Source organism: Sphingomonas sp. QA11 (assembly GCF_028473665.1).
Lineage (GTDB): Bacteria > Pseudomonadota > Alphaproteobacteria > Sphingomonadales > Sphingomonadaceae > Sphingomonas > Sphingomonas phytovorans.
This window is the reverse complement of record NZ_CP098774.1, coordinates 2,598,242-2,614,889: the sequence shown is the minus strand read 5'-3', so window position 1 is coordinate 2,614,889 and position 16,648 is coordinate 2,598,242. Positions and strand designations below refer to the sequence as shown.

The 16,648-nt window shown below is 65.8% G+C and carries 17 protein-coding genes and 1 pseudogene; 6 read left to right on the top strand and 12 right to left on the bottom strand.

The features are described from left to right. Positions 1–6 precede the first annotated feature (6 nt). Positions 7–1,743 (bottom strand): fatty acyl-AMP ligase, encoded by a 1,737-nt coding sequence (locus NDN01_RS12220; RefSeq protein ID WP_443025227.1) that lies wholly within the window; start codon positions 1,741–1,743, stop codon positions 7–9. 149 nt (positions 1,744–1,892) lie between these two features. Here NDN01_RS12220 and NDN01_RS12215 point away from each other — a divergent pair, with 149 nt between their 5' ends. From NDN01_RS12215 to NDN01_RS12190, 6 genes and pseudogenes are all read left to right on the top strand, one after another. Beyond that, positions 1,893–2,432, top strand: a complete 540-nt coding sequence (locus NDN01_RS12215; RefSeq protein ID WP_272627762.1) for a regulatory protein RecX — start codon at positions 1,893–1,895, stop codon at positions 2,430–2,432. A 90-nt stretch (positions 2,433–2,522) separates the two neighbouring features. Further along, positions 2,523–3,113, top strand: a complete 591-nt coding sequence (locus tag NDN01_RS12210) for a cold-shock protein (RefSeq protein WP_272627760.1) — start codon at positions 2,523–2,525, stop codon at positions 3,111–3,113. A gap of 10 nt (positions 3,114–3,123) precedes the next feature. Next, positions 3,124–3,621: a DUF192 domain-containing protein gene (locus NDN01_RS12205; RefSeq protein WP_443025245.1), complete on the top strand. Its 498-nt coding sequence runs from the start codon at positions 3,124–3,126 to the stop codon at positions 3,619–3,621. Then, entirely contained in the window at positions 3,618–4,586 is a 969-nt protein-coding gene (locus NDN01_RS12200; protein ID WP_272627756.1) for an alpha/beta hydrolase, read from the top strand. The genes NDN01_RS12205 and NDN01_RS12200 overlap by 4 nt, the downstream gene beginning before the upstream one ends. A 57-nt stretch (positions 4,587–4,643) precedes the next feature. Next, positions 4,644–5,033: an NADH:ubiquinone oxidoreductase subunit NDUFA12 gene (locus NDN01_RS12195; protein ID WP_272627754.1), complete on the top strand. Its 390-nt coding sequence runs from the start codon at positions 4,644–4,646 to the stop codon at positions 5,031–5,033. Further along, a pseudogene (locus tag NDN01_RS12190) lies at positions 5,033–5,452 on the top strand (DUF2155 domain-containing protein); the annotation flags it as partial. The gene NDN01_RS12195 and the pseudogene NDN01_RS12190, both read left to right, overlap by 1 nt. 35 nt (positions 5,453–5,487) lie before the next feature. Here the strand turns inward: NDN01_RS12190 and aat are convergent. The 11 genes from aat to NDN01_RS12135 all read right to left on the bottom strand — a co-directional run bounded on the left by aat (position 5,488) and on the right by NDN01_RS12135 (position 16,117). After that, positions 5,488–6,249 carry a leucyl/phenylalanyl-tRNA--protein transferase gene (gene aat, locus NDN01_RS12185; protein WP_336298366.1) on the bottom strand — a complete coding sequence of 254 codons (762 nt, stop codon included), beginning with the start codon at positions 6,247–6,249 and terminating at the stop codon, positions 5,488–5,490. 10 nt (positions 6,250–6,259) lie between these two features. Beyond that, positions 6,260–6,988, bottom strand: coding sequence for a ParA family protein (locus NDN01_RS12180; protein ID WP_272627753.1), 729 nt, complete (start codon positions 6,986–6,988; stop codon positions 6,260–6,262). Positions 6,989–7,109: 121 nt separating this feature from the next. Beyond that, entirely contained in the window at positions 7,110–7,490 is a 381-nt protein-coding gene (locus NDN01_RS12175) for a hypothetical protein (RefSeq protein ID WP_272628183.1), read from the bottom strand. Between the two features lie 127 nt (positions 7,491–7,617). Continuing rightward, positions 7,618–8,919 (bottom strand): DNA polymerase Y family protein, encoded by a 1,302-nt coding sequence (locus tag NDN01_RS12170; RefSeq protein WP_272627752.1) that lies wholly within the window; start codon positions 8,917–8,919, stop codon positions 7,618–7,620. A gap of 52 nt (positions 8,920–8,971) precedes the next feature. Further along, on the bottom strand, positions 8,972–10,600 hold the full coding sequence (locus tag NDN01_RS12165; protein ID WP_272627750.1) for an asparagine synthase-related protein: 1,629 nt from the start codon (positions 10,598–10,600) through the stop codon (positions 8,972–8,974). A 37-nt stretch (positions 10,601–10,637) separates the two neighbouring features. Next, positions 10,638–10,934 carry a hypothetical protein gene (locus NDN01_RS12160; RefSeq protein ID WP_272627748.1) on the bottom strand — a complete coding sequence of 99 codons (297 nt, stop codon included), beginning with the start codon at positions 10,932–10,934 and terminating at the stop codon, positions 10,638–10,640. A gap of 156 nt (positions 10,935–11,090) precedes the next feature. Continuing rightward, the gene (locus NDN01_RS12155) at positions 11,091–11,552 is read right to left on the bottom strand and encodes a uracil-DNA glycosylase family protein (protein WP_443025226.1); all 462 of its coding nucleotides are present in this window, start codon (positions 11,550–11,552) and stop codon (positions 11,091–11,093) included. Between the two features lie 151 nt (positions 11,553–11,703). Further along, positions 11,704–12,336, bottom strand: a complete 633-nt coding sequence (locus NDN01_RS12150) for a hypothetical protein (protein WP_272627744.1) — start codon at positions 12,334–12,336, stop codon at positions 11,704–11,706. A 21-nt stretch (positions 12,337–12,357) separates the two neighbouring features. Continuing rightward, on the bottom strand, positions 12,358–12,762 hold the full coding sequence (locus NDN01_RS12145) for a hypothetical protein (RefSeq protein WP_272627742.1): 405 nt from the start codon (positions 12,760–12,762) through the stop codon (positions 12,358–12,360). Next, positions 12,762–13,268, bottom strand: a complete 507-nt coding sequence (locus NDN01_RS12140; protein ID WP_272627741.1) for a DUF1993 domain-containing protein — start codon at positions 13,266–13,268, stop codon at positions 12,762–12,764. The genes NDN01_RS12145 and NDN01_RS12140 overlap by 1 nt, the downstream gene beginning before the upstream one ends. A gap of 119 nt (positions 13,269–13,387) precedes the next feature. Further along, positions 13,388–16,117: a TonB-dependent receptor plug domain-containing protein gene (locus NDN01_RS12135; RefSeq protein WP_272627739.1), complete on the bottom strand. Its 2,730-nt coding sequence runs from the start codon at positions 16,115–16,117 to the stop codon at positions 13,388–13,390. Between the last annotated feature and the right edge of the window lie 531 nt (positions 16,118–16,648).

Genomic DNA, 16,648 nt, shown 5'->3' with positions numbered 1-16,648 from the left:
GGTGCGTTATGCCGCGATGTCGTAGGGCTTGATCTCGCCGTCGAGATAGAGCTTGCGCGCCTTGGCGCGGCTTAGCTTGCCCGAGCTGGTGCGGGGCAGGGTGCGCGGCGGGATCAGTTCGATCACGCAATTCATGCCCGTCACCGAGCGGACTCGCTCGCGGATTTCCTCGCGCAGGCGGACACGCTCGGCATCGTCGGAGCTGCGGCACTGGACCAGCACGGCAGGGGTTTCCTCACCGCCCGGCGTGGTGATGGCGAAGGCGGCGATGTCGCCGGCCTTGAAGCCGGGGAGCTGCTCGACCGCCCATTCGATATCCTGCGGCCAGTGATTGCGGCCGTTGATGATGATCATGTCCTTCGCCCGGCCGACGATATAGACATAGCCATCGGACATGTAGCCCATGTCGCCGGTGTCGAGCCAGCCATCGACCATGCAGGCATCGGTCGATGCCTGATCGCGGAAATAGCCGACCATCACCGATGGGCCAGAACACCAGACCTTGCCGATCGCACGCTCGGGGAGCGGCGTGCCGTCCTCTTCCCGGATCTCGACCTTCATGTCGCGCACCGGCTTGCCGCAATTGACGATCGCGCGGTAACGCTGCGGCCGATCCTGCCCTGCGGCCACACCGGAGAGCTGGGTCTCCTCGACCAGCTCGACGCGGATGCCTTCGCCCGGCGGCATGATCGAGACGGCGAGCGTCGCTTCGGCCAGGCCGTAGCTCGGCAGGAAGGCAGTCGCCTTGAAGCCGGCATCGGCGAATGCGTCGACGAAGCTCTGCATGACGTCTGGGCGGATCATATCGGCACCGTTGCCGGCAACGCGCCAGCGCGACAGGTCGAAGCGATCGGAAGCCTTGGTCTGGCTCGACATGCGCCGCGCGCAGATATCGTAGCCGAAGGTCGGCGAATAAGAAAGGCTGGTGCCCTGGTTGCGGCTGATCATGTCGAGCCAGGCGAGCGGACGGCGCGCGAAATCCTCGGTCTTCAGATAGTCGGTCGAAACCTGGTTCGCGACGGGCGACAGGAAGCAGCCGACCAGACCCATGTCGTGGTACCAGGGCAGCCAGGAAATGCAGCGATCGCTTGGCTGCAATTCCATGCCATGACCGTGGGCGGCAAGGTTGTTGAGCAGCGCATGATGGGTGATCGCCACGCCATGCGGAAACCGGGTCGAGCCGCTGGAATATTGCAAATAGGCGATGTCGGTGCCCCTGGCGACCGGCAATGCTGTGTCGGGCGCGGGGCGCTCGACCAGTTCGGACCAGTTGACACCCTCGATCCCGACGAGGCGGGCGGCCTCACCAGCCATCTGGGCCAGCTCGGGCGGGTAGATCAGCATCGTGGGGTCGCAGCTCGAAAGCTGGACGCGAAGCTGCTCGATATAGGAATCGCGGCCGCCGAACGAGGTCGGCAGCGGCAGCGGCACCGGCCAGGCCCCGGCATAGACGACACCGAAGAACAGGGCGGCGAAATCCGGGCTGGTCTCGGCGACCAGCGCGATACGATCCTCGGGCGTGACGCCGGCAGCGATCAGGCGGCGCGCCATCGTCAGCGCATCTTCGCGCAGTTCAGCGAAGGAATAGGGGCGGACGAGGCCACCGCGCGCATCGTGGAAATTGAGCCCGCGAACGCCGCTGGCGGCATAATCGAGCGCTTCCCCAAGCGTCTCGAAATCCGCGAAGCGCCGCGCGAGCGGATCGTTGGTGGGGGTCGACGTCAGCGCGGCACGCTCGGCCAACAGCTCTCCCGATCCCCGAACATCACTAACCATTTGTCCTTGCGCCCTTGATCGCGGCCTTTCCCCAAAAGCCGCTCCTTATGAAGCGTGCACTTCTGCCGCTTCCAAGCGTTCAAAATCCGTTCCGAGTGTGGCACAATCATGGCGTGATGCCTCATACCCGGAACAGCCGAGAGCGGCGCCCGCCGCCGCCGCTCGATGCGGCATCGCTCGAAAGGCTGGCGCTGCGCTATGTCGAGCGCTTTGCGACGACCCGTGGCAGACTCACTGACTATCTGGTCCGCAAGATCCGGGAACGGGGCTGGGAGGGCGACCGCAGCGACCCCGAGGGGCTTGCCGAGAAATTCGCCAAACTGGGTTATATCGACGATCGGGCGTTCGGTGAGGCGCGTGCCGCCGCGATGGCACGACGCGGGCTGGGCAAGAGGCGGGTGAGCGGCGTGCTTCGCCAGGCAGGTATCGATGAGGAGGATGCCGAGGCGCTCGCGCCAGGGATCGAGGCGCGCGGGCTTGAGGCTGCGCTGACCTTTGCCCGCAAGCGCCGGATCGGCCCGTTCGCGACCGTCGCGCCGGATCGCCCGCAGCGCGAGAAACAGATCGCGGCGATGATTCGCGGGGGGCATGATTTCACGTTGGCGCGCCGTATCGCGTCGATGGCGCCGGGCGAGAAAATCGACGCGCTTGAATGAATCGGCAAATTCGGATGAATTTCGGTGGAATCGTCGTTTTTGTCCTAGCAAAGATCCGTGCTAATGTGCCGTCCGGGGGACTAGTTGGTTATGCGTAACGATCCGCAACCGGCGTTCGGGGGCCGGACCTGGGATGACACGACGATCGAGGCGTCACCGGCCGCGACGGCTGGTGGGCTTGCGGTTTCGGGTATCCTCAAATGGTTCGACGTGACGCGCGGCTTCGGCTTCGTCGTCGCCGACGATCCTTCGGTGGGCGATGTCCTGATTCATTTCTCCATCCTTCAGCCGCACGGGCGGCGTAGCCTGCCTGAAGGCGCGCGTGTCGATTGCCTTGCCGTGCAGCGCGACCGTGGTTTCCAGGCGAGCGAGATCGTCGCGATCGACCTGAGCAACGCGGTGGAGCCGACGATCCGGGTGCGGCAGGGCGATGACCGGGTCGATCCTTCAGCGCTGGTCGAGAATGCCGGGCCGTTCGAACCGGTGACGGTGAAATGGTTCAATCGCCTGAAAGGCTATGGATTCCTCGTGCGCGGCGCGGATTCCGCCGATATATTCGTCCATATGGAAACGCTGCGGCGTGCCGGTATCGCGGAAGTCGAGCCCGACCGGCGCCTGCGGGCGCGAATCGTCGAGGGGCGCAAGGGCCCGCTTGCGGTGGTGGTCGAAGAGGAAGGCTGATTCTGTCATGATGCCGAAGAAGTTCGCGGCCACGTTCGCGCTGGCGGCGCTGATGCTGACCGCCTGCTCCGGTGACGGGGCGGTCGCCTCTTCCGCCGCGGGGACTGCCGCCAGGACGGTTTCGCTGACCATCGCCAGCTCGACCGGCGCCCACGACTTTGTCGTCGAGACCGCGAAGACGGAGCAGGAACAGCAGAAAGGTCTGATGTTCCGTACCGGGATCGCCCCGAACGGCGGCATGCTGTTCGCGCCCTATCCGCCCGCGGGCGGCGCACCGAAGGAGGCAAGCTTCTGGATGAAGAACACGCCGAGCCCGCTCGACATCATCTTCATACGCGCGGACGGCACGATCGCAACGATCGCCGAAAATACCGTGCCCTTCTCCGAAACGCCGATTCCGTCGGGTGAGCCGGTGGCGGCGGTGCTTGAGATCAATGGCGGGCGCTCGGCCGAACTTGGCATTGCGGAAGGCGACAAGGTGACCTGGACCGGCCACGGTAAGAAGTGATCGGCGCGCTGCTGATGGCGATGATGTCGCCCCAGGCGATCGTCCGGCCGATGCCGGATGGGGCAATCGAAGCGCCGGGGCCATCGGGACCGTTGCGGGGAACCCTGGTCGAAGCGTCCGGGCCGAACGGCGCCCCGGCGCCGATGGTGCTGATCATTCCCGGATCCGGACCGACCAACCGCGATGGCGACAGCCCCCTGGGCGTGCGCGGCGCCGTGTTCCGGCAATTGGCCGAAGGCCTTGCGGCGCGCGGGATCGGCAGCGTCAGGATCGACAAGCGCGGCATGTTCGGCAGTGCCGGCGCGATTGCCGATGCGAACGACGTGACCATCGCCGACTATGCCAGCGACGTGCGTGGCTGGATCGGCGTGATCCGCAAGCGCAACAGCGTGCCCTGTGTCTGGGTGCTGGGGCATAGCGAGGGCGGGCTGGTCGCGCTGGCCGCCGCACAGGAGGCGACCGACATATGCGGGTTGCTGCTGGTCGCGACCGCCGGGCGTCCGATGGGCGAAGTGCTTCGCGCCCAGTTGCGCGCCAATCCCGCAAATGCGCCGATCCTGCCGTCGGCGCTCGCCGCGATCGATTCGCTCGAGGCGGGCAGGAAGGTCGATGTCGCGACGTTGCATCCCGCGGTCGCCGGCCTGTTCGATCCGCGTGTACAATCCTACCTGATCGACGCCTTTCGTTATGACCCGGCCCGACTTGTCGCCGCAGTGAAGGGGCCGGTGCTGATCCTTCAGGGCAAGAACGACATCCAGGTCGGGATCGAGGATGCCGCCCTGCTTAAGAATGCGCGGCCGGCGGCGAAGATGGTGACGCTTGCCGGGGTCAATCATGTGCTGAAGCCAGTGGCGAGCGACGGGCGCGGCGCCAATGTCGCTACCTATGGCGATCCGGCGGTCGCGATCGACCCGACGGTGACCGATACGATCGCGACCATGATCCTGGCCGGGACGGCGCGTTGAGGCCTATCGACGCGAGGGCAGTTGCCCGCGTGGCGAGCAACGGGTAAGCGGCGGCGCATGGGCATCAACCTCAATCCATTCACTTGGTGGAACGGCGCCAGCTGGGGCACCATGATCGGCCTGCGCGGCAAGACGCAGGTCGGCGAAGACCATCTGGGCAACGTCTATTACGAAGGCGGCACCGATCCCAACGGGATCACGCGACGCTGGGTGATCTATGACGGCGCGAATGATTCGAGCCGCATCTCGCCCGAATGGTTCGGCTGGCTTCACCACCAGGTTGACGATCTGCCGGATCGGTCGCTCCCCGCGCCGCGCGTCTGGGAAAAGCCTGCGGTGCCCAACATGACCGGCACCGCGCTTGCCTATCGTCCACCGGGTGCCCTGGAAAAGGGCGGCCAGCGCGCCGCCGCAACGGGCGATTACGAAGCCTGGATGCCTGAGTGATGCGTCGGCTGCTGGGCGGCGCGGCGATCCTGACGCTGCTCGCCGTTGGCGGGTGCGACCGGAAGACCGATACGCCCGGCGCCAAGCCTGTGCCGAAAACCGCGCTGGACGAGGATCAGCCGCCATCCGATGTGGTGACGGTGGACGTGCCAAGCGGGGCGGACCCGTCGTTCGGCGCGACGCCGATGGTGCAGCGCGTCGCGGTGATCGGGCTGCTCAACAAGCGGAACGGCGCAGCGCGCGAAGTCACGCTCAAGCCGGGCCAGGCAGTGCGCGTCGGCGACGTGATCGTCCGCCTGCGCGCCTGCGAGCAGACAGCGCCGTGGGAGCAGGACCATTATACCGGGGCATTCGTGCAGCTCGACGTGCAGCAGCTCGATCGCACCTGGAAGCGGGTCTTCTCGGGCTGGCTGTACAAGGAGCGTCCGGCGCTGAACGTCGTCCAGCACCCGATCTACGACGTCTGGACCAAGAGCTGCGCAATGACCTTCCCGGTCGGCGGACCCGATTCGGTGCCGGTAGGAAGCGACGAGGACAAGCCCCGGTCGAGCGCGAAAAAGTCGCCGGCCGAGGCTGCACCCGCCGTCGAGGCTCCGGCGCCGACCACGCCCTCGACCGCGGCGGACAGCAACCCGACATAGGTGCTGCGCGGGATCTCGACCGCGCCGAGCGAGGCGAGATGATCGGTCATGAACTGGCAGTCGAGCAGGCTGAAGCCGCCAGCCCGCAACCGCGCGACGAGCCATGCCATCGCGACCTTCGACGCGTCCCGTGCGCGGCTGACCATCGATTCGCCGAAAAAGGCGCGACCGAGCGCGATGCCGTAGAGGCCGCCGGCCAGCCGCTCGCCGTCCCACACCTCGATCGAATGCGCGAAGCCAAGGCGGTGAAGCTCGATCGATGCGCGTTCGATCTGCGGGTTGATCCAGGTGTCCGGGCGATCCTCGGCTGCTTCGGCGCAGAGCGCGATCACCTGTTCGAACGCTGCATTGGCGGTGACGCGGAAACGGTCAGCGGCGATCGTCTTGCGCAGCGAGTGGGACAAATGGAAGCCGTCGAGCGGCAGGATCGCACGGTATTTGGGTTCGACCCAATAGACCCCGTCGGCATCGCGGGCATCGGCCATCGGGAAGACCCCGATCGCATAGGCGCCGAGCACGAGCTGCGGATCGAGCGGCGCAAAGGCGGCCGACACGTCGGGCGGCCCCGATCTCATCGGGGGGCGTTCATCTGGCGAGGCGGCGCTCGACCGCCTGCCAGAGCTGGGCGAAGGCCTGGCCGCCGGGTGACTTCGCGGCATAGGCACCGACCGGCGCACGCCTGACCGCCATGGATTCGACGATGCTCGCCATCGGCACCACCGGCCAGTCGGCATGGCGTTCAAGCGCCTCGGCATGGAGCTTGCGGCGGCGATCCACCATCGAATGGACCGGCATCACCTGCGCGCCCTTCGCACCGAGGGCACCCCCGAGATGCTTCACCACCTCGGCATAGGCGCGTTCGGACAGGGGCGAGGGGATCACCGGCACCACGATCAGGTCGGCCGCGCGCATCACCTGGTCGCTTGTCTCGGTCAGCCCCGGCGGGCAATCGAGCAGGATACGGTCGTAGGATTTGCGCAGGCCGGTGAGCAGCTTCTGCAGGCGCTTCTTCTTGTCGAGCTCGTGGAACAGCAGGTCGAGCCCGCGCAGCGAGGCGTCGGCGCCGATCAGGTCGAGGCGGTCGATGGCGGTGTGATGTATCAGCTTCTCCGGTTCGACATCCTTCGAGAAGACCGACTGGGCCTGTTCCCTCGCCTTGCTGCCCGACAGCAGGAAACTGCTCGCGGCCTGGGGATCGAGATCCCATAACAGGGTGCGGCGGGCGGAGAGTGTCGCGGCGCACCAGGCGAGGTTCACCGCCAGCGTCGTCTTCCCGACGCCGCCCTTCAGGCTGTAGATCGCGATCGTCGCCATGCTCGCCCCTAATATGGTAGCGCCATCGTGCCCCACGGAGGCGGGCGAGGCAACCATGCGCCCATGAAAAAGGCCAGCGGATCGCTCCGCCGGCCTCGTTGAAATCGATCGGACGACCGCCTTACTGGTGGCAGGTGGTCGAGCCCTTGCCCGGTGCGGTCAGGCTGATGTTCTTCGGGTTGCCGGTCAGCGAATAACCCTCGGCCTTGAGCGGATCGCCTTCCTTCGCGGCGGTCAGCTTCGTGGCGGGGCCGTCCTTGGCGAGCTTGACGACGGCCATCTTGTCGCCCTGGAAGAAGGTGACATAGACGAGGCTGTTGTCCTTGCAGCGCATGGTCACGTCCGCCTTCATCGCCGGCGGCAGCTCGACCGGCGCGCGATTGGCGATTTCGGCCGCCTGCGGATCCGGCGCGGTCAGCGTGACCGTCTCCGGCTTGTCGTTGTTACAGGCCGAAAGCGCGAGAAGCGCGACGGCGGCGGCGGGGAGGAGGCGGCTCGTCATGTCGCGGGCTGCTTTGCCCACGGAAATCGCTCCGTCAATAGCTTATTATCACATCCTATAGGATTGCCCGACCCATTCCGGGCGGTCACAAAAACGTCATGTGAAAAAGCAGGGGCCAAGTATCGGACTATTCGTGAAACTCGCTCATTTCCGGGATTCTTCCAAAGGCGATCTTCGTGCCGACTCGGTCGAGCCTGCCCCCATGCAGCGGCCCCACACTGACCGCGTTGCGGCCGAATCGTTCGTTGATCCGGTCCATGGCGCGGCTGAGCGACAGGGTGCGAGTCTCGCGCGCCAGCGGGTCGTCCGGATCCAGCAGGGCGAACAGCGAATCCTGTTCCCCGGCGACTGGTTCGATTTCGGCCAGGGTGACGCCGACCATGCGAATCTGGAAGTCGCCGGGTCGCCTTCGCCCGACCGCGACGAGCCGGGGATACAACGCTTCAAGCCCGGCGAGCACCGCGAAACTGTCCTGCGTGGCGGGCAGGCGGATGCTGGCGCGCCAGGTCGATTTGTCGTCCTCGAACCGGGCGTGGAGGACGAGCAGGCGGCTGCGATAGGATTTGCGCCGCAGCCGACTCGCCGCCTTGAGCGCGAGCCGGCGCGCGGTGAGGCGGACCGGCTCGACCCCGCGCTTGCCGGGCGACAGGACATGGCTGTGGCCGATCGAGCGGCTTTGAGTCGGCTTTTCCGGCAGGTCGACGCCGTGGAGCAGATACCAGAGCCGGTCGCCATTGGTACCGCCCCAGGCGGTGCCGGCATCGCGCGGGCGGCGCTCGCACAGCTGGCGGATGTCGTTGATGCCGTCCCGCGCCAGGCGCCGCTCCATCTTCGCGCCGATGCCGGCGATGTCGCGGAGCGGCATGTCGAACAGGCGGTGGGGAAGCTGGTCCGCGGTCATCACGACCAGGCCGTCGGGTTTCATCATGTCCGAGGCGAGCTTGGCCAGCAGGCGATTGGGTGCGATGCCGACCGAACTGGTGAGGCACCCGCCGACATTGGCGCGGATGCCGGCCTTGATCCGCCGGGCGAGCGCGACCGCCGCCTCGACCGAATTCTCGTTGTCGAGCAGGCGGCAGGCGACCTCGTCGATCGAGCAGACCCGGGTGACGGGAATGTGCTTCCAGATCTCCTCGATGATCGCGTCGTGGAACTCGACATATTTTTCGTGCCGGGCGGGCGTGACGATAAGGTCCCGGCACAGGCGCTTCGCCTCCCACACGGGCGTGCCGGTGGAGATGCCGTAGCGCTTGGCCTCGACCGAGGCGGCGATGGCGACGGTGGTGTCGCTGTGCACGGGGACGACAAGGATCGGCTTGCCGCGCAGTTCAGGCTGGAGCTGCTGCTCGACGCTCGCGAAATAGCTGTTCAGGTCGAGGAACAGCCAGCGCAGCGGGCGCGGGGGCAGGAGGGGCGAGTCGTCCGGCACAAGCGGAACATATCATGAACATGGCGCTATGGGGAGTCGGCTGCCGATCGCCTCAGCGCATCCTGGCAAGGCACAGTTCCAGGATCGCGACGGCGTAATAGCGTTCGGCTCCATCAGTGTCGTCGCGCTCGCACCATTCGGCATAATCGCGTCGCAGCCGGGCGCCATCGACGATGCCTTGTCCGGCAAGGTTCGACTGGGCGAACAGGCGGTCGAGCAGCGGCCGGGCACTGAAACGCATGCCGCGCACGAGCGCCGGGGAAAGATCGTCCCGAAAGGCCGGATGAGTCACCCGCCGCGTCGCGCCGAGCCGCGCGAGCAGGGCGCGCTCGATGGTGCGGTCGGCGCGCCAGGCGGCGGGGAGGCGCGCGCAGAAATGGACAAGTTCCGGCGTGCACAACGGATGAACCGGCCAGATGCCATGCCGCAGATAGCGTGCCGCGCTGAACGCGGCGACCTCGACCGATGAATCGCAGCTCGCGGCGCGGGGCGGCTGGTCCGGCGACGTCGCCAGGGTAGCGCTTGCCACCGGAGTGAGAAAGGCGGGACCTTCCGGCGGCGAGAGGGACCAGGCCGGTTCCGGCGCGAGGCCAAGCGCGCGCTGTTCGGACGGGCGAAGGCCGCAAAGCTCGTCTCCGCCGAAGCCAGTCAGCATCACCCGCGTGCCCGCCGCATAGGCCCGCTCCAGCAGATGATCCATCGCCTCGTAATAGCCCTCCTCCCACGGGAGGACCGGCGCGTTGCCGTCGAGCCGGCAACTGCCGGGCGCAAGCGGCAGGAAATCCTCCATCGGGATTTCCGTGTCGCGCAGGCCGAACGCCGCGATCAGATCCGCCCGGCGCGCGGGTTGATCCGCGACGGCGTCCGCCATCCCGGGGATGGCGAGTCCGTAGCTTGCCAAGGGGCTCGCCGATTCCCGCGACGCGATCGCCGCGACAAGGCCGGAATCGAGGCCGCCGCTCAACTCCGCGCCAAGCGTTTCCCGCGCGAGACGAGTCCATCGACGCATCGAGGAGCGCAGGATGTCCTCGAATGCGTCGAGCGGGTCGGCCTCCGGGCGGAGGGTGCCGGGGACTGGCCGCGGCCATGGAGCGGGATAGGCGATGTCCAGTCCGTGATCCCCGCCCGGAGCCCGGCGCCACGTCGCAACGGCCCGTTCGGTGAGCAGCATCAGATCGCGAAACAGGGTCCGTCGCGCATAAGGCGCGTCATATTCGGCGATCCAGCGCGCGGCGCGGGCCGGATCGAGACTGGTGCGCTCCAGGCCAGGCAACAGCCGGTCGGCATCCCAATGCCCCCGCAGCTCGCCGCCGGGCCGGGCGACGAGAAAAACCGGCGCCGTGCCCCAATGGCCCGCCTCAAGCCGGGCCGTATCGCGATCGACGATCAGCAGGTGCCATTGCAGCGGCCAGGCGCGCAGGCTGCCGACCAGCCGGTCGAACCGTTCGGCGTCGATCGGGGCTGGCGACGCCGACCCGGCGAGGATGTCGATCTCAGGCCCGATCAGTCCAGCGCATCGTTCCCGCACGCAGACGAGCAGCCGCTCGCCGTTGACGGCGATGACCTCCTCCAGGGCATCATGGCGATAGGGATCGACCTGGCTCGACCCGCGGGCGATGCCGGTCGCCGTGCGGTGCCAGTCGAGCCCGGCATCGCCCGCCAACAGATGCAGGGAAAGCATCGATGTTCAGAGCCAGGTGTTCAGACCGGGGGGCAGGTCAATTGCGGCGGCGCTGGGCGTCCTGGCCGGCAGTGCCCTTGCCACCGCTGTGGCGGCGTTGCGCGTCAGTGCCGGAGATGCGCTTGCTGCTGCCCCCATCGCCATCGCCGTCGTCACCACCCCCACCGCCTCCACCACCATCTCCACCGTTGCGACGGCGCTGGGCATCCTGGCCGGCGGTGCCCTTTCCGACGGCGGTGCCCGGCGCCGGGGGATTCGGGTCCGAAGCGAACTCGGCGGGATGTTCGAACATGTCGTCACCGGTCGGAATCCGGGTTCCCTCGTCGTCTGGCATATCGGCTCCCCTGTCGGCTCGCTTATCGGCGAGCGCATGGAAGAGTCTATCATGTCCCCGGCGGGACAGGAGACGGATATACCGCCGAAACGGAGCAATCATGTTCCCTTGCCGGAGCCGGACGGACCAGAGCCGGTTGGGGGCAGGGTGGAGGGATCAGCTCAGGGCTTCGCGAAGCCGATCCCATAGCGGTTGCTTCGCCGCGATCCCCACGGTGTGGAGCGGGCTGCTGGAGGGAAGAGCGACGAGCGAGATGTCAGTGACCCCGGCCAGCCGCGCCGACCCATGCCGGAAGGCGGTCGCACCATTGAAACCGACCGTGCGGAGGGCGGGGAGCGAGCTCACCAGTCCCGGCAGGTCGTTGCCGACGGGATCGCGGATCGCGGCGTCGCTGCTGCCGTCGCGGCGGGCGCTGGCGACGACATCCCACAGGCCGACATGGGCGGCGAGCAGGGCGGCGAGGCGGTCGTCATAGTCGAGCACGACGAGATCGCGGCCGATGACGCCCGACATCAGGCGCCAGAACTGGTTCTGGGGGTGAGCGTAATAGCGCCCCGCGGCGAGCGAGCGGTCTCCGGGGAGGCTGCCGAGCATCAGCAGCCGGACCTCGGGGTTCACGACCGGGGGAAAGGAACGTTTCGCGATGACCACGACACCTGCTTTACCGATCGCGGCACACTTGTCGAAGCCGGTGGCAACGATCTTCAGCGAGGATCAGATGAAGAGCTGCACGGTGGAAAGAGCGGCAGGAAGCGTGACCCCTGCGCGATCATGGATAGCCGCGCTGATGGCAGGATTGAATCGGGGTCGGCCGCAGCCACCGGGGCAGGGGCGGATCGGCGAGATATTGGAGCGGCGTAACAATAATCGCCATGAATTCGTGGCCCGATGCGGGCCGGTTTGTGGAAAATGTCACAATATTCTCCGATTTTCGCGACGCGTCCACGAGAGAGGTGGAATCCGGCATTCTTGGATGTGTCACGACGAATAGTGAAGAACGACATCCGGGATGGTCTGGGGACTGCCCATTCGCGTCGAGCGGCGATCCGGCATATTGCCACGATACTGCCAGAATATTTACCGAATTTCGCGAGGGGTATCGGATTTTCATCACGCTTTTCCTGCGTTCGGAATCGAATAGTTCGGGCTCTTTCCCGCGCCGGAAGGGGCGTGGGGTTCCGGGCGATTCCAGCATGACGAGGCGTGGGTTTGAATCGGCGCCAGGTACCGAGCGCTGCATCCGGACCATGTCCGCTCGTCCCGAGTAGCCGTCGAGCGTGTCGAGATGGCGTATCGAGGGACAGGTGTTTCGCGCTTCAATTGTACCTCGATACGAGCTCTCGATACGGCTGCGCCTGTTCGATCTCTGCTCGACATGAACGGCAAAGCCGTTGGTGAGCAAGGCGTCGGGCTCAGCCCCAAATCACGCCTTTGACAGGCAAGGCGCCTTGGCGGTGGGGAAGTTGACGCAATCCCACATCATCTCGTCCTGGCCGGCCGCGCGGTGGACATAGCGAAGGGCGAGCGCCGCAGTTTGCTGGTCGCTGAGCGGCATGCCGTGCGCGGCGGCGCCCGCCTTCGTCCAGGCGAGGATGGTGCAATCCTGCCTGCCAGCGCATTGCTTGCGGAATGCTGCCTCGGTCTTCGGGACATTTGCGTTCGGATCGATCACGACAGCGAAGGTGCCCGGCGCGATCGGCGTGAACGCCATCGCCGTCGTGCCGCCGGATTTGCCCCCAGCGCCAGCGCCGCCGCAGCCGGCGAGCAGCAGGGCGGCGGCCAGCGCGGTTGCACGCAGCGGCGTTGCGGTCGAACCCGGCACTGGCATCAGACTCCGCCGAGGAAATCCATCTTGCCGACCGGCACGCCCTTGTGGCGGAGGATGCCGTACGCTGTCGTGACGTGGAAATAGAAGTTCGGCAGGACGAAGTTCAGCACATAATCACGGCCGGTGAAATCGAACGTGGCGCGCGGGGTGGTGAGCGTGACGGCGGCATCCTCCTTGCCGTCGATCGCTTCGCGCGGAACCGCCTTGAGGAAGGCGACCGTCTTCGCGATCCGGTCCTGCAGGTCGGCGAAACTTGTTTCCTCGTCGGCCATGGCCAGATTCTCGACTCCGCCGAGGCGGACGGCGGTGAACTTCGCCGCGTCGCTAGCGCGTTGCACCTGGCCGGTGAGCGGCGCCATATCCTCGAACAGCCGCGCGGTGAGCAGGGCGGCTGAATCGACGCCGTTTTCGGCCGCCCAGGCCTCACCCTTGGCGAGGAAGCCGGACATGGCGTGGAAGCCCCGGAGGAAGACCGGGATGGTGAGATCGTAGAGCTGAGTCGTCATGGGGCGGCGGTGTAGCGGGGTGGGGGCGGGGCGTCGATGGGGCGATGCAGAATGCGGCCAGGGCCTGGCCAGGAACGATGTCGGCGGCCGCGCAGGCGGACCGCCGACAATGAGAGGGATCAGAACCGCAGCTTGACGCCCGCCGAGAAGTAGCGGCCGATCACGTCATAGTTCGGGCTGCTGTAATAGCTGAGCGGCGGCTGCCGATCGAACAGGTTGTTGACGTTGCCGTACAGCGTGAACGGCCCTGTCCTGAACCGCAATCCCAGGTCAACATAGAGGCGGCTGGCCACATCGTTGTTGAGCGACAGTTTCCCGTTGGGGCCGACCTGGTTGCTGTAGAGGCCGCCATCGACATAGCGCAGGCGCAGATCAGTGCCGAAACTCCGGTCGTCGTAGCTGATGGACCCGGTTCCGCGCCATTTCGGGGTGGAGAAGCTGGTTTCGCTTCCGATGATGCCGGCGCGATCGGTCGTCTTGACCCCATCGTCGATCAGCAGCTGAAAGACATGTGTCGCGAGGATGCGGGCGCTCAGCGTGCCCGATCCGAGCTGCCTGCGATACGAAGCTTCGATATCGAGGCCATTCGTCTGGTATTTTGCAAGGTTGATCATCTTGCGCATCAGGGATTTGATCTCGCCGTCGGAGCCGCGTTCGATCAGGCCGCCACAGAGATTGTCGCCGGGAAATTGTGCCACGCACAGGTTCAGGGCGTCCTGCGGCTGCAGGGTGACGATCACGCCGTCGATCTTGATCCGGTAATAGTCGACCGACACGCGCAGGCCGGGGATGCCGTGCGGCGAATAGGAGCCGCCGACGGTCAGGGTATGCGACACTTCCGGTTTCAGATCGGGATTGCCGCTTGAGTAATTGTAGACCGACTGGACCAACTTGTTGTTCTTGTAGGGATCGAGCACCGCCCCGAGATTGGTGGAGCGACCGAGGAAATATTCAGTGATGCTCGGCGAGCGGATATCCCGCGAATAGACCCCGCGCAGGAGAAGATCGTTGAACAGCCGCGCGGTGCCGCCAAATTTCCACGACCAGATGTCGCCGCTGGTGCTGTAGTCGGAATAGCGCGCCGCGCCGTTGATCTCGAGCCTGATCGCGCCCGGCTGGTTGAGCAACGGCGCGTTGAGCTCTCCGAAAAATTCCTTGACGCTGAAGCCGCCATTGGTCGGCGCGAAGTTGAGCGGGGCAAGCGCCATGGCCTGGGAGAGGGGGTCGGTGTAGTTCGTGACGAACTTTTCCCAGCGGAAATCGCTGCCGGCGGCGAGATCGACCGGTCCTGCCCAGGTGGAGAAGGGCTGGCCGCTCAGGCTGACGCCGGCTGCGTCGAGCTTGTTGGTGCTGATCCCGCTCCCCTTGGCGAAGGAATAGGCGCGCGCCGCGTCTGAGATGTTTCCGTTGCCGAAAAGGTTGAGCGGAACGCAGGCCGGATCGTCGTTGGCCGGGTTGGCGTCGGCGTTGACACGGCACACCGCCTTGCCGTTCACCAGTACCGAGTCGAGGGCGCGGTTGAAATTGGCGGGGATTCGCTGGTTGTCGAGCGACTGCCGGTTCCGCAACTCGCCATGATCGTAATAGCCCTGATACTTCCAGCCGCTGCCAAAGCTCCCTTCAAAACCGACGGCGCCTTCGAGGTTGCGGCGGTTATAGGCGTAGTTGAGCAGGTGGGTTGGGCCGACATCGTCGAGCAGGCGGCCCAGGATGAACGGGCCGCTCACGCCCGCGGCCGCGAGCTGCTGCCGGGCGGTCGGGGTCAGGAACGCATTGTCAGGCATGATGACCGCCAGCGCCGTGTCCGGAAAGAAGCCGAAGCTCGCGGTCATCTGGTTGAAGCTGAAGTCGGCCCAGACCTTCAGTGAATCGGTGACATCATAGCTCGCCCGCGCCAGCAGGTTGATGCGCTCATAGGGCGTGCTGACGTTGAGATACTGTGTCAGGTTCTGGCCGTTGCCGCCGATCGTGAGCTGGCCCGCAGTCTCGCTGCCGAGAGTGAGCGGCCCGATCGAGCCATCGCGATTGAACACCAGATTATAGGGGGCGCCGGTGAACGGGTTGACGATCGCGCCGCCGTTGTTGGCGATGGTGAAATTGACGTCCCTCGCGAGAACCAGCTGCCCGTCGGCGCGCTGGAACATGCCGCCGTTCATATTGGGCCGCGACGCGCGATCGAGCGCGCCGTCGCTCTTCTGATATTCGGTGGCGATCAGGATATGTCCGCGCCCGCCGGCGAACTTGCTGCCCCAGGCAAGATCAGCGCCATAGCGGCCGCCATCCCCGCGTGAGGAAATCCCCGAATCGACTCCCATCTTCAGTCCGGTCAGATCGTCGTCGAGAACGATATTGACGACGCCGGCGACGGCGCCTGAGCCCCATGCCGCCGACGCGCCGCCAGTAACGACGTCGACACGCTTGACGGCATTCTGCGGGACCGAATTGAGATCATTGCTGCCGCTGAAGCGGTGGCCGTTGAGCAGGGTCAGTGTGCGAACCGGGTTGAGGCCGCGCAGATCTGCCGCGGTCGCGGCCGCGTTGGTGTTGGCGACCGTGGTTTCGGGCGTCAGCGACGGGCGGAACTGCGGCGCGTCATTGAGCGCCTGCGCGATACCGGGACGATCGCCGATGCTCAGCGCCTTCTCATCGAGGACGGTGGTCGGCGTGGGTGCATCGAAACCGGAGCGCTGAATGCGCGAACCGGTGACGACGATATCCTCGTCGGGCCTGGTATCGGGTGAGGTGGCTTCGGCAACCCGGGCATTCCCTTCTTGCGCGAAGGCCGGCGACGCGATGGCCATGGCGGACAGCGCGGTGCCGGCGAGCCAGTGCAGATGATTGAACTTCATGGTCCTCCCCATTTTTATGCATTCCTCCCGATTGGGCATCCCGGCCTGCTTCCTGATTCTGTGCCGGGCAGGTGGTCGCCATCTTCGGGCTGTTCGCTGAATATGCGGCCCACCGGGCAAAAATCAATCCTGATTAGAAAATATTTCATATCGGGGAATTTGTCTCGCATTACCATTTACTGGTTGATGCGTCCGATGCGCGCCGCTCGATCGTGGCGTCGAGGCCGGGGATAGGTTCCTTCATTTCGTCAGCAGTGGCGGAATTTGTGGTTTTTGCCGCATTTCGGACTCTACCGCGATGTCGAGACAGGGTGAGGCGGACGCCACCATGATCGCAAAATGTCCCGCGATCGGGTGCAACGGCTGAGAGAAATTTTCTGATAAGAAAAAAATGGCGACAGGCGTTTCTCTGGCGGCTAGAGGCGTTCCGAATGCGTCACGGGATTTCCTGCGGATGCGCCTTCCTGCCCGCTAACGGGCACAGGCCAGCGGAAGGCGGTTACCGGGGCGCGAGCATTGCGTTGGGAGGAT

What these genes read in the sequence shown, in the direction of transcription:
- NDN01_RS12215 (WP_272627762.1), top strand. Translation starts at nt 1,893, where the DNA reads ATGCCTCATACCCGGAACAGCCGAGAGCGGCGCCCGCCGCCGCCGCTC.
- NDN01_RS12210 (WP_272627760.1), top strand. Translation starts at nt 2,523, where the DNA reads ATGCGTAACGATCCGCAACCGGCGTTCGGGGGCCGGACCTGGGATGAC.
- NDN01_RS12205 (WP_443025245.1), top strand. Translation starts at nt 3,124, where the DNA reads ATGCCGAAGAAGTTCGCGGCCACGTTCGCGCTGGCGGCGCTGATGCTG.
- NDN01_RS12195 (WP_272627754.1), top strand. Translation starts at nt 4,644, where the DNA reads ATGGGCATCAACCTCAATCCATTCACTTGGTGGAACGGCGCCAGCTGG.
- aat (WP_336298366.1), bottom strand. Translation starts at nt 6,249, where the DNA reads ATGAGATCGGGGCCGCCCGACGTGTCGGCCGCCTTTGCGCCGCTCGAT.
- NDN01_RS12180 (WP_272627753.1), bottom strand. Translation starts at nt 6,988, where the DNA reads ATGGCGACGATCGCGATCTACAGCCTGAAGGGCGGCGTCGGGAAGACG.
- NDN01_RS12175 (WP_272628183.1), bottom strand. Translation starts at nt 7,490, where the DNA reads ATGACGAGCCGCCTCCTCCCCGCCGCCGCCGTCGCGCTTCTCGCGCTT.
- NDN01_RS12165 (WP_272627750.1), bottom strand. Translation starts at nt 10,600, where the DNA reads ATGCTTTCCCTGCATCTGTTGGCGGGCGATGCCGGGCTCGACTGGCAC.
- NDN01_RS12160 (WP_272627748.1), bottom strand. Translation starts at nt 10,934, where the DNA reads ATGCCAGACGACGAGGGAACCCGGATTCCGACCGGTGACGACATGTTC.
- NDN01_RS12145 (WP_272627742.1), bottom strand. Translation starts at nt 12,762, where the DNA reads ATGCCAGTGCCGGGTTCGACCGCAACGCCGCTGCGTGCAACCGCGCTG.
- NDN01_RS12140 (WP_272627741.1), bottom strand. Translation starts at nt 13,268, where the DNA reads ATGACGACTCAGCTCTACGATCTCACCATCCCGGTCTTCCTCCGGGGC.
- NDN01_RS12135 (WP_272627739.1), bottom strand. Translation starts at nt 16,117, where the DNA reads ATGAAGTTCAATCATCTGCACTGGCTCGCCGGCACCGCGCTGTCCGCC.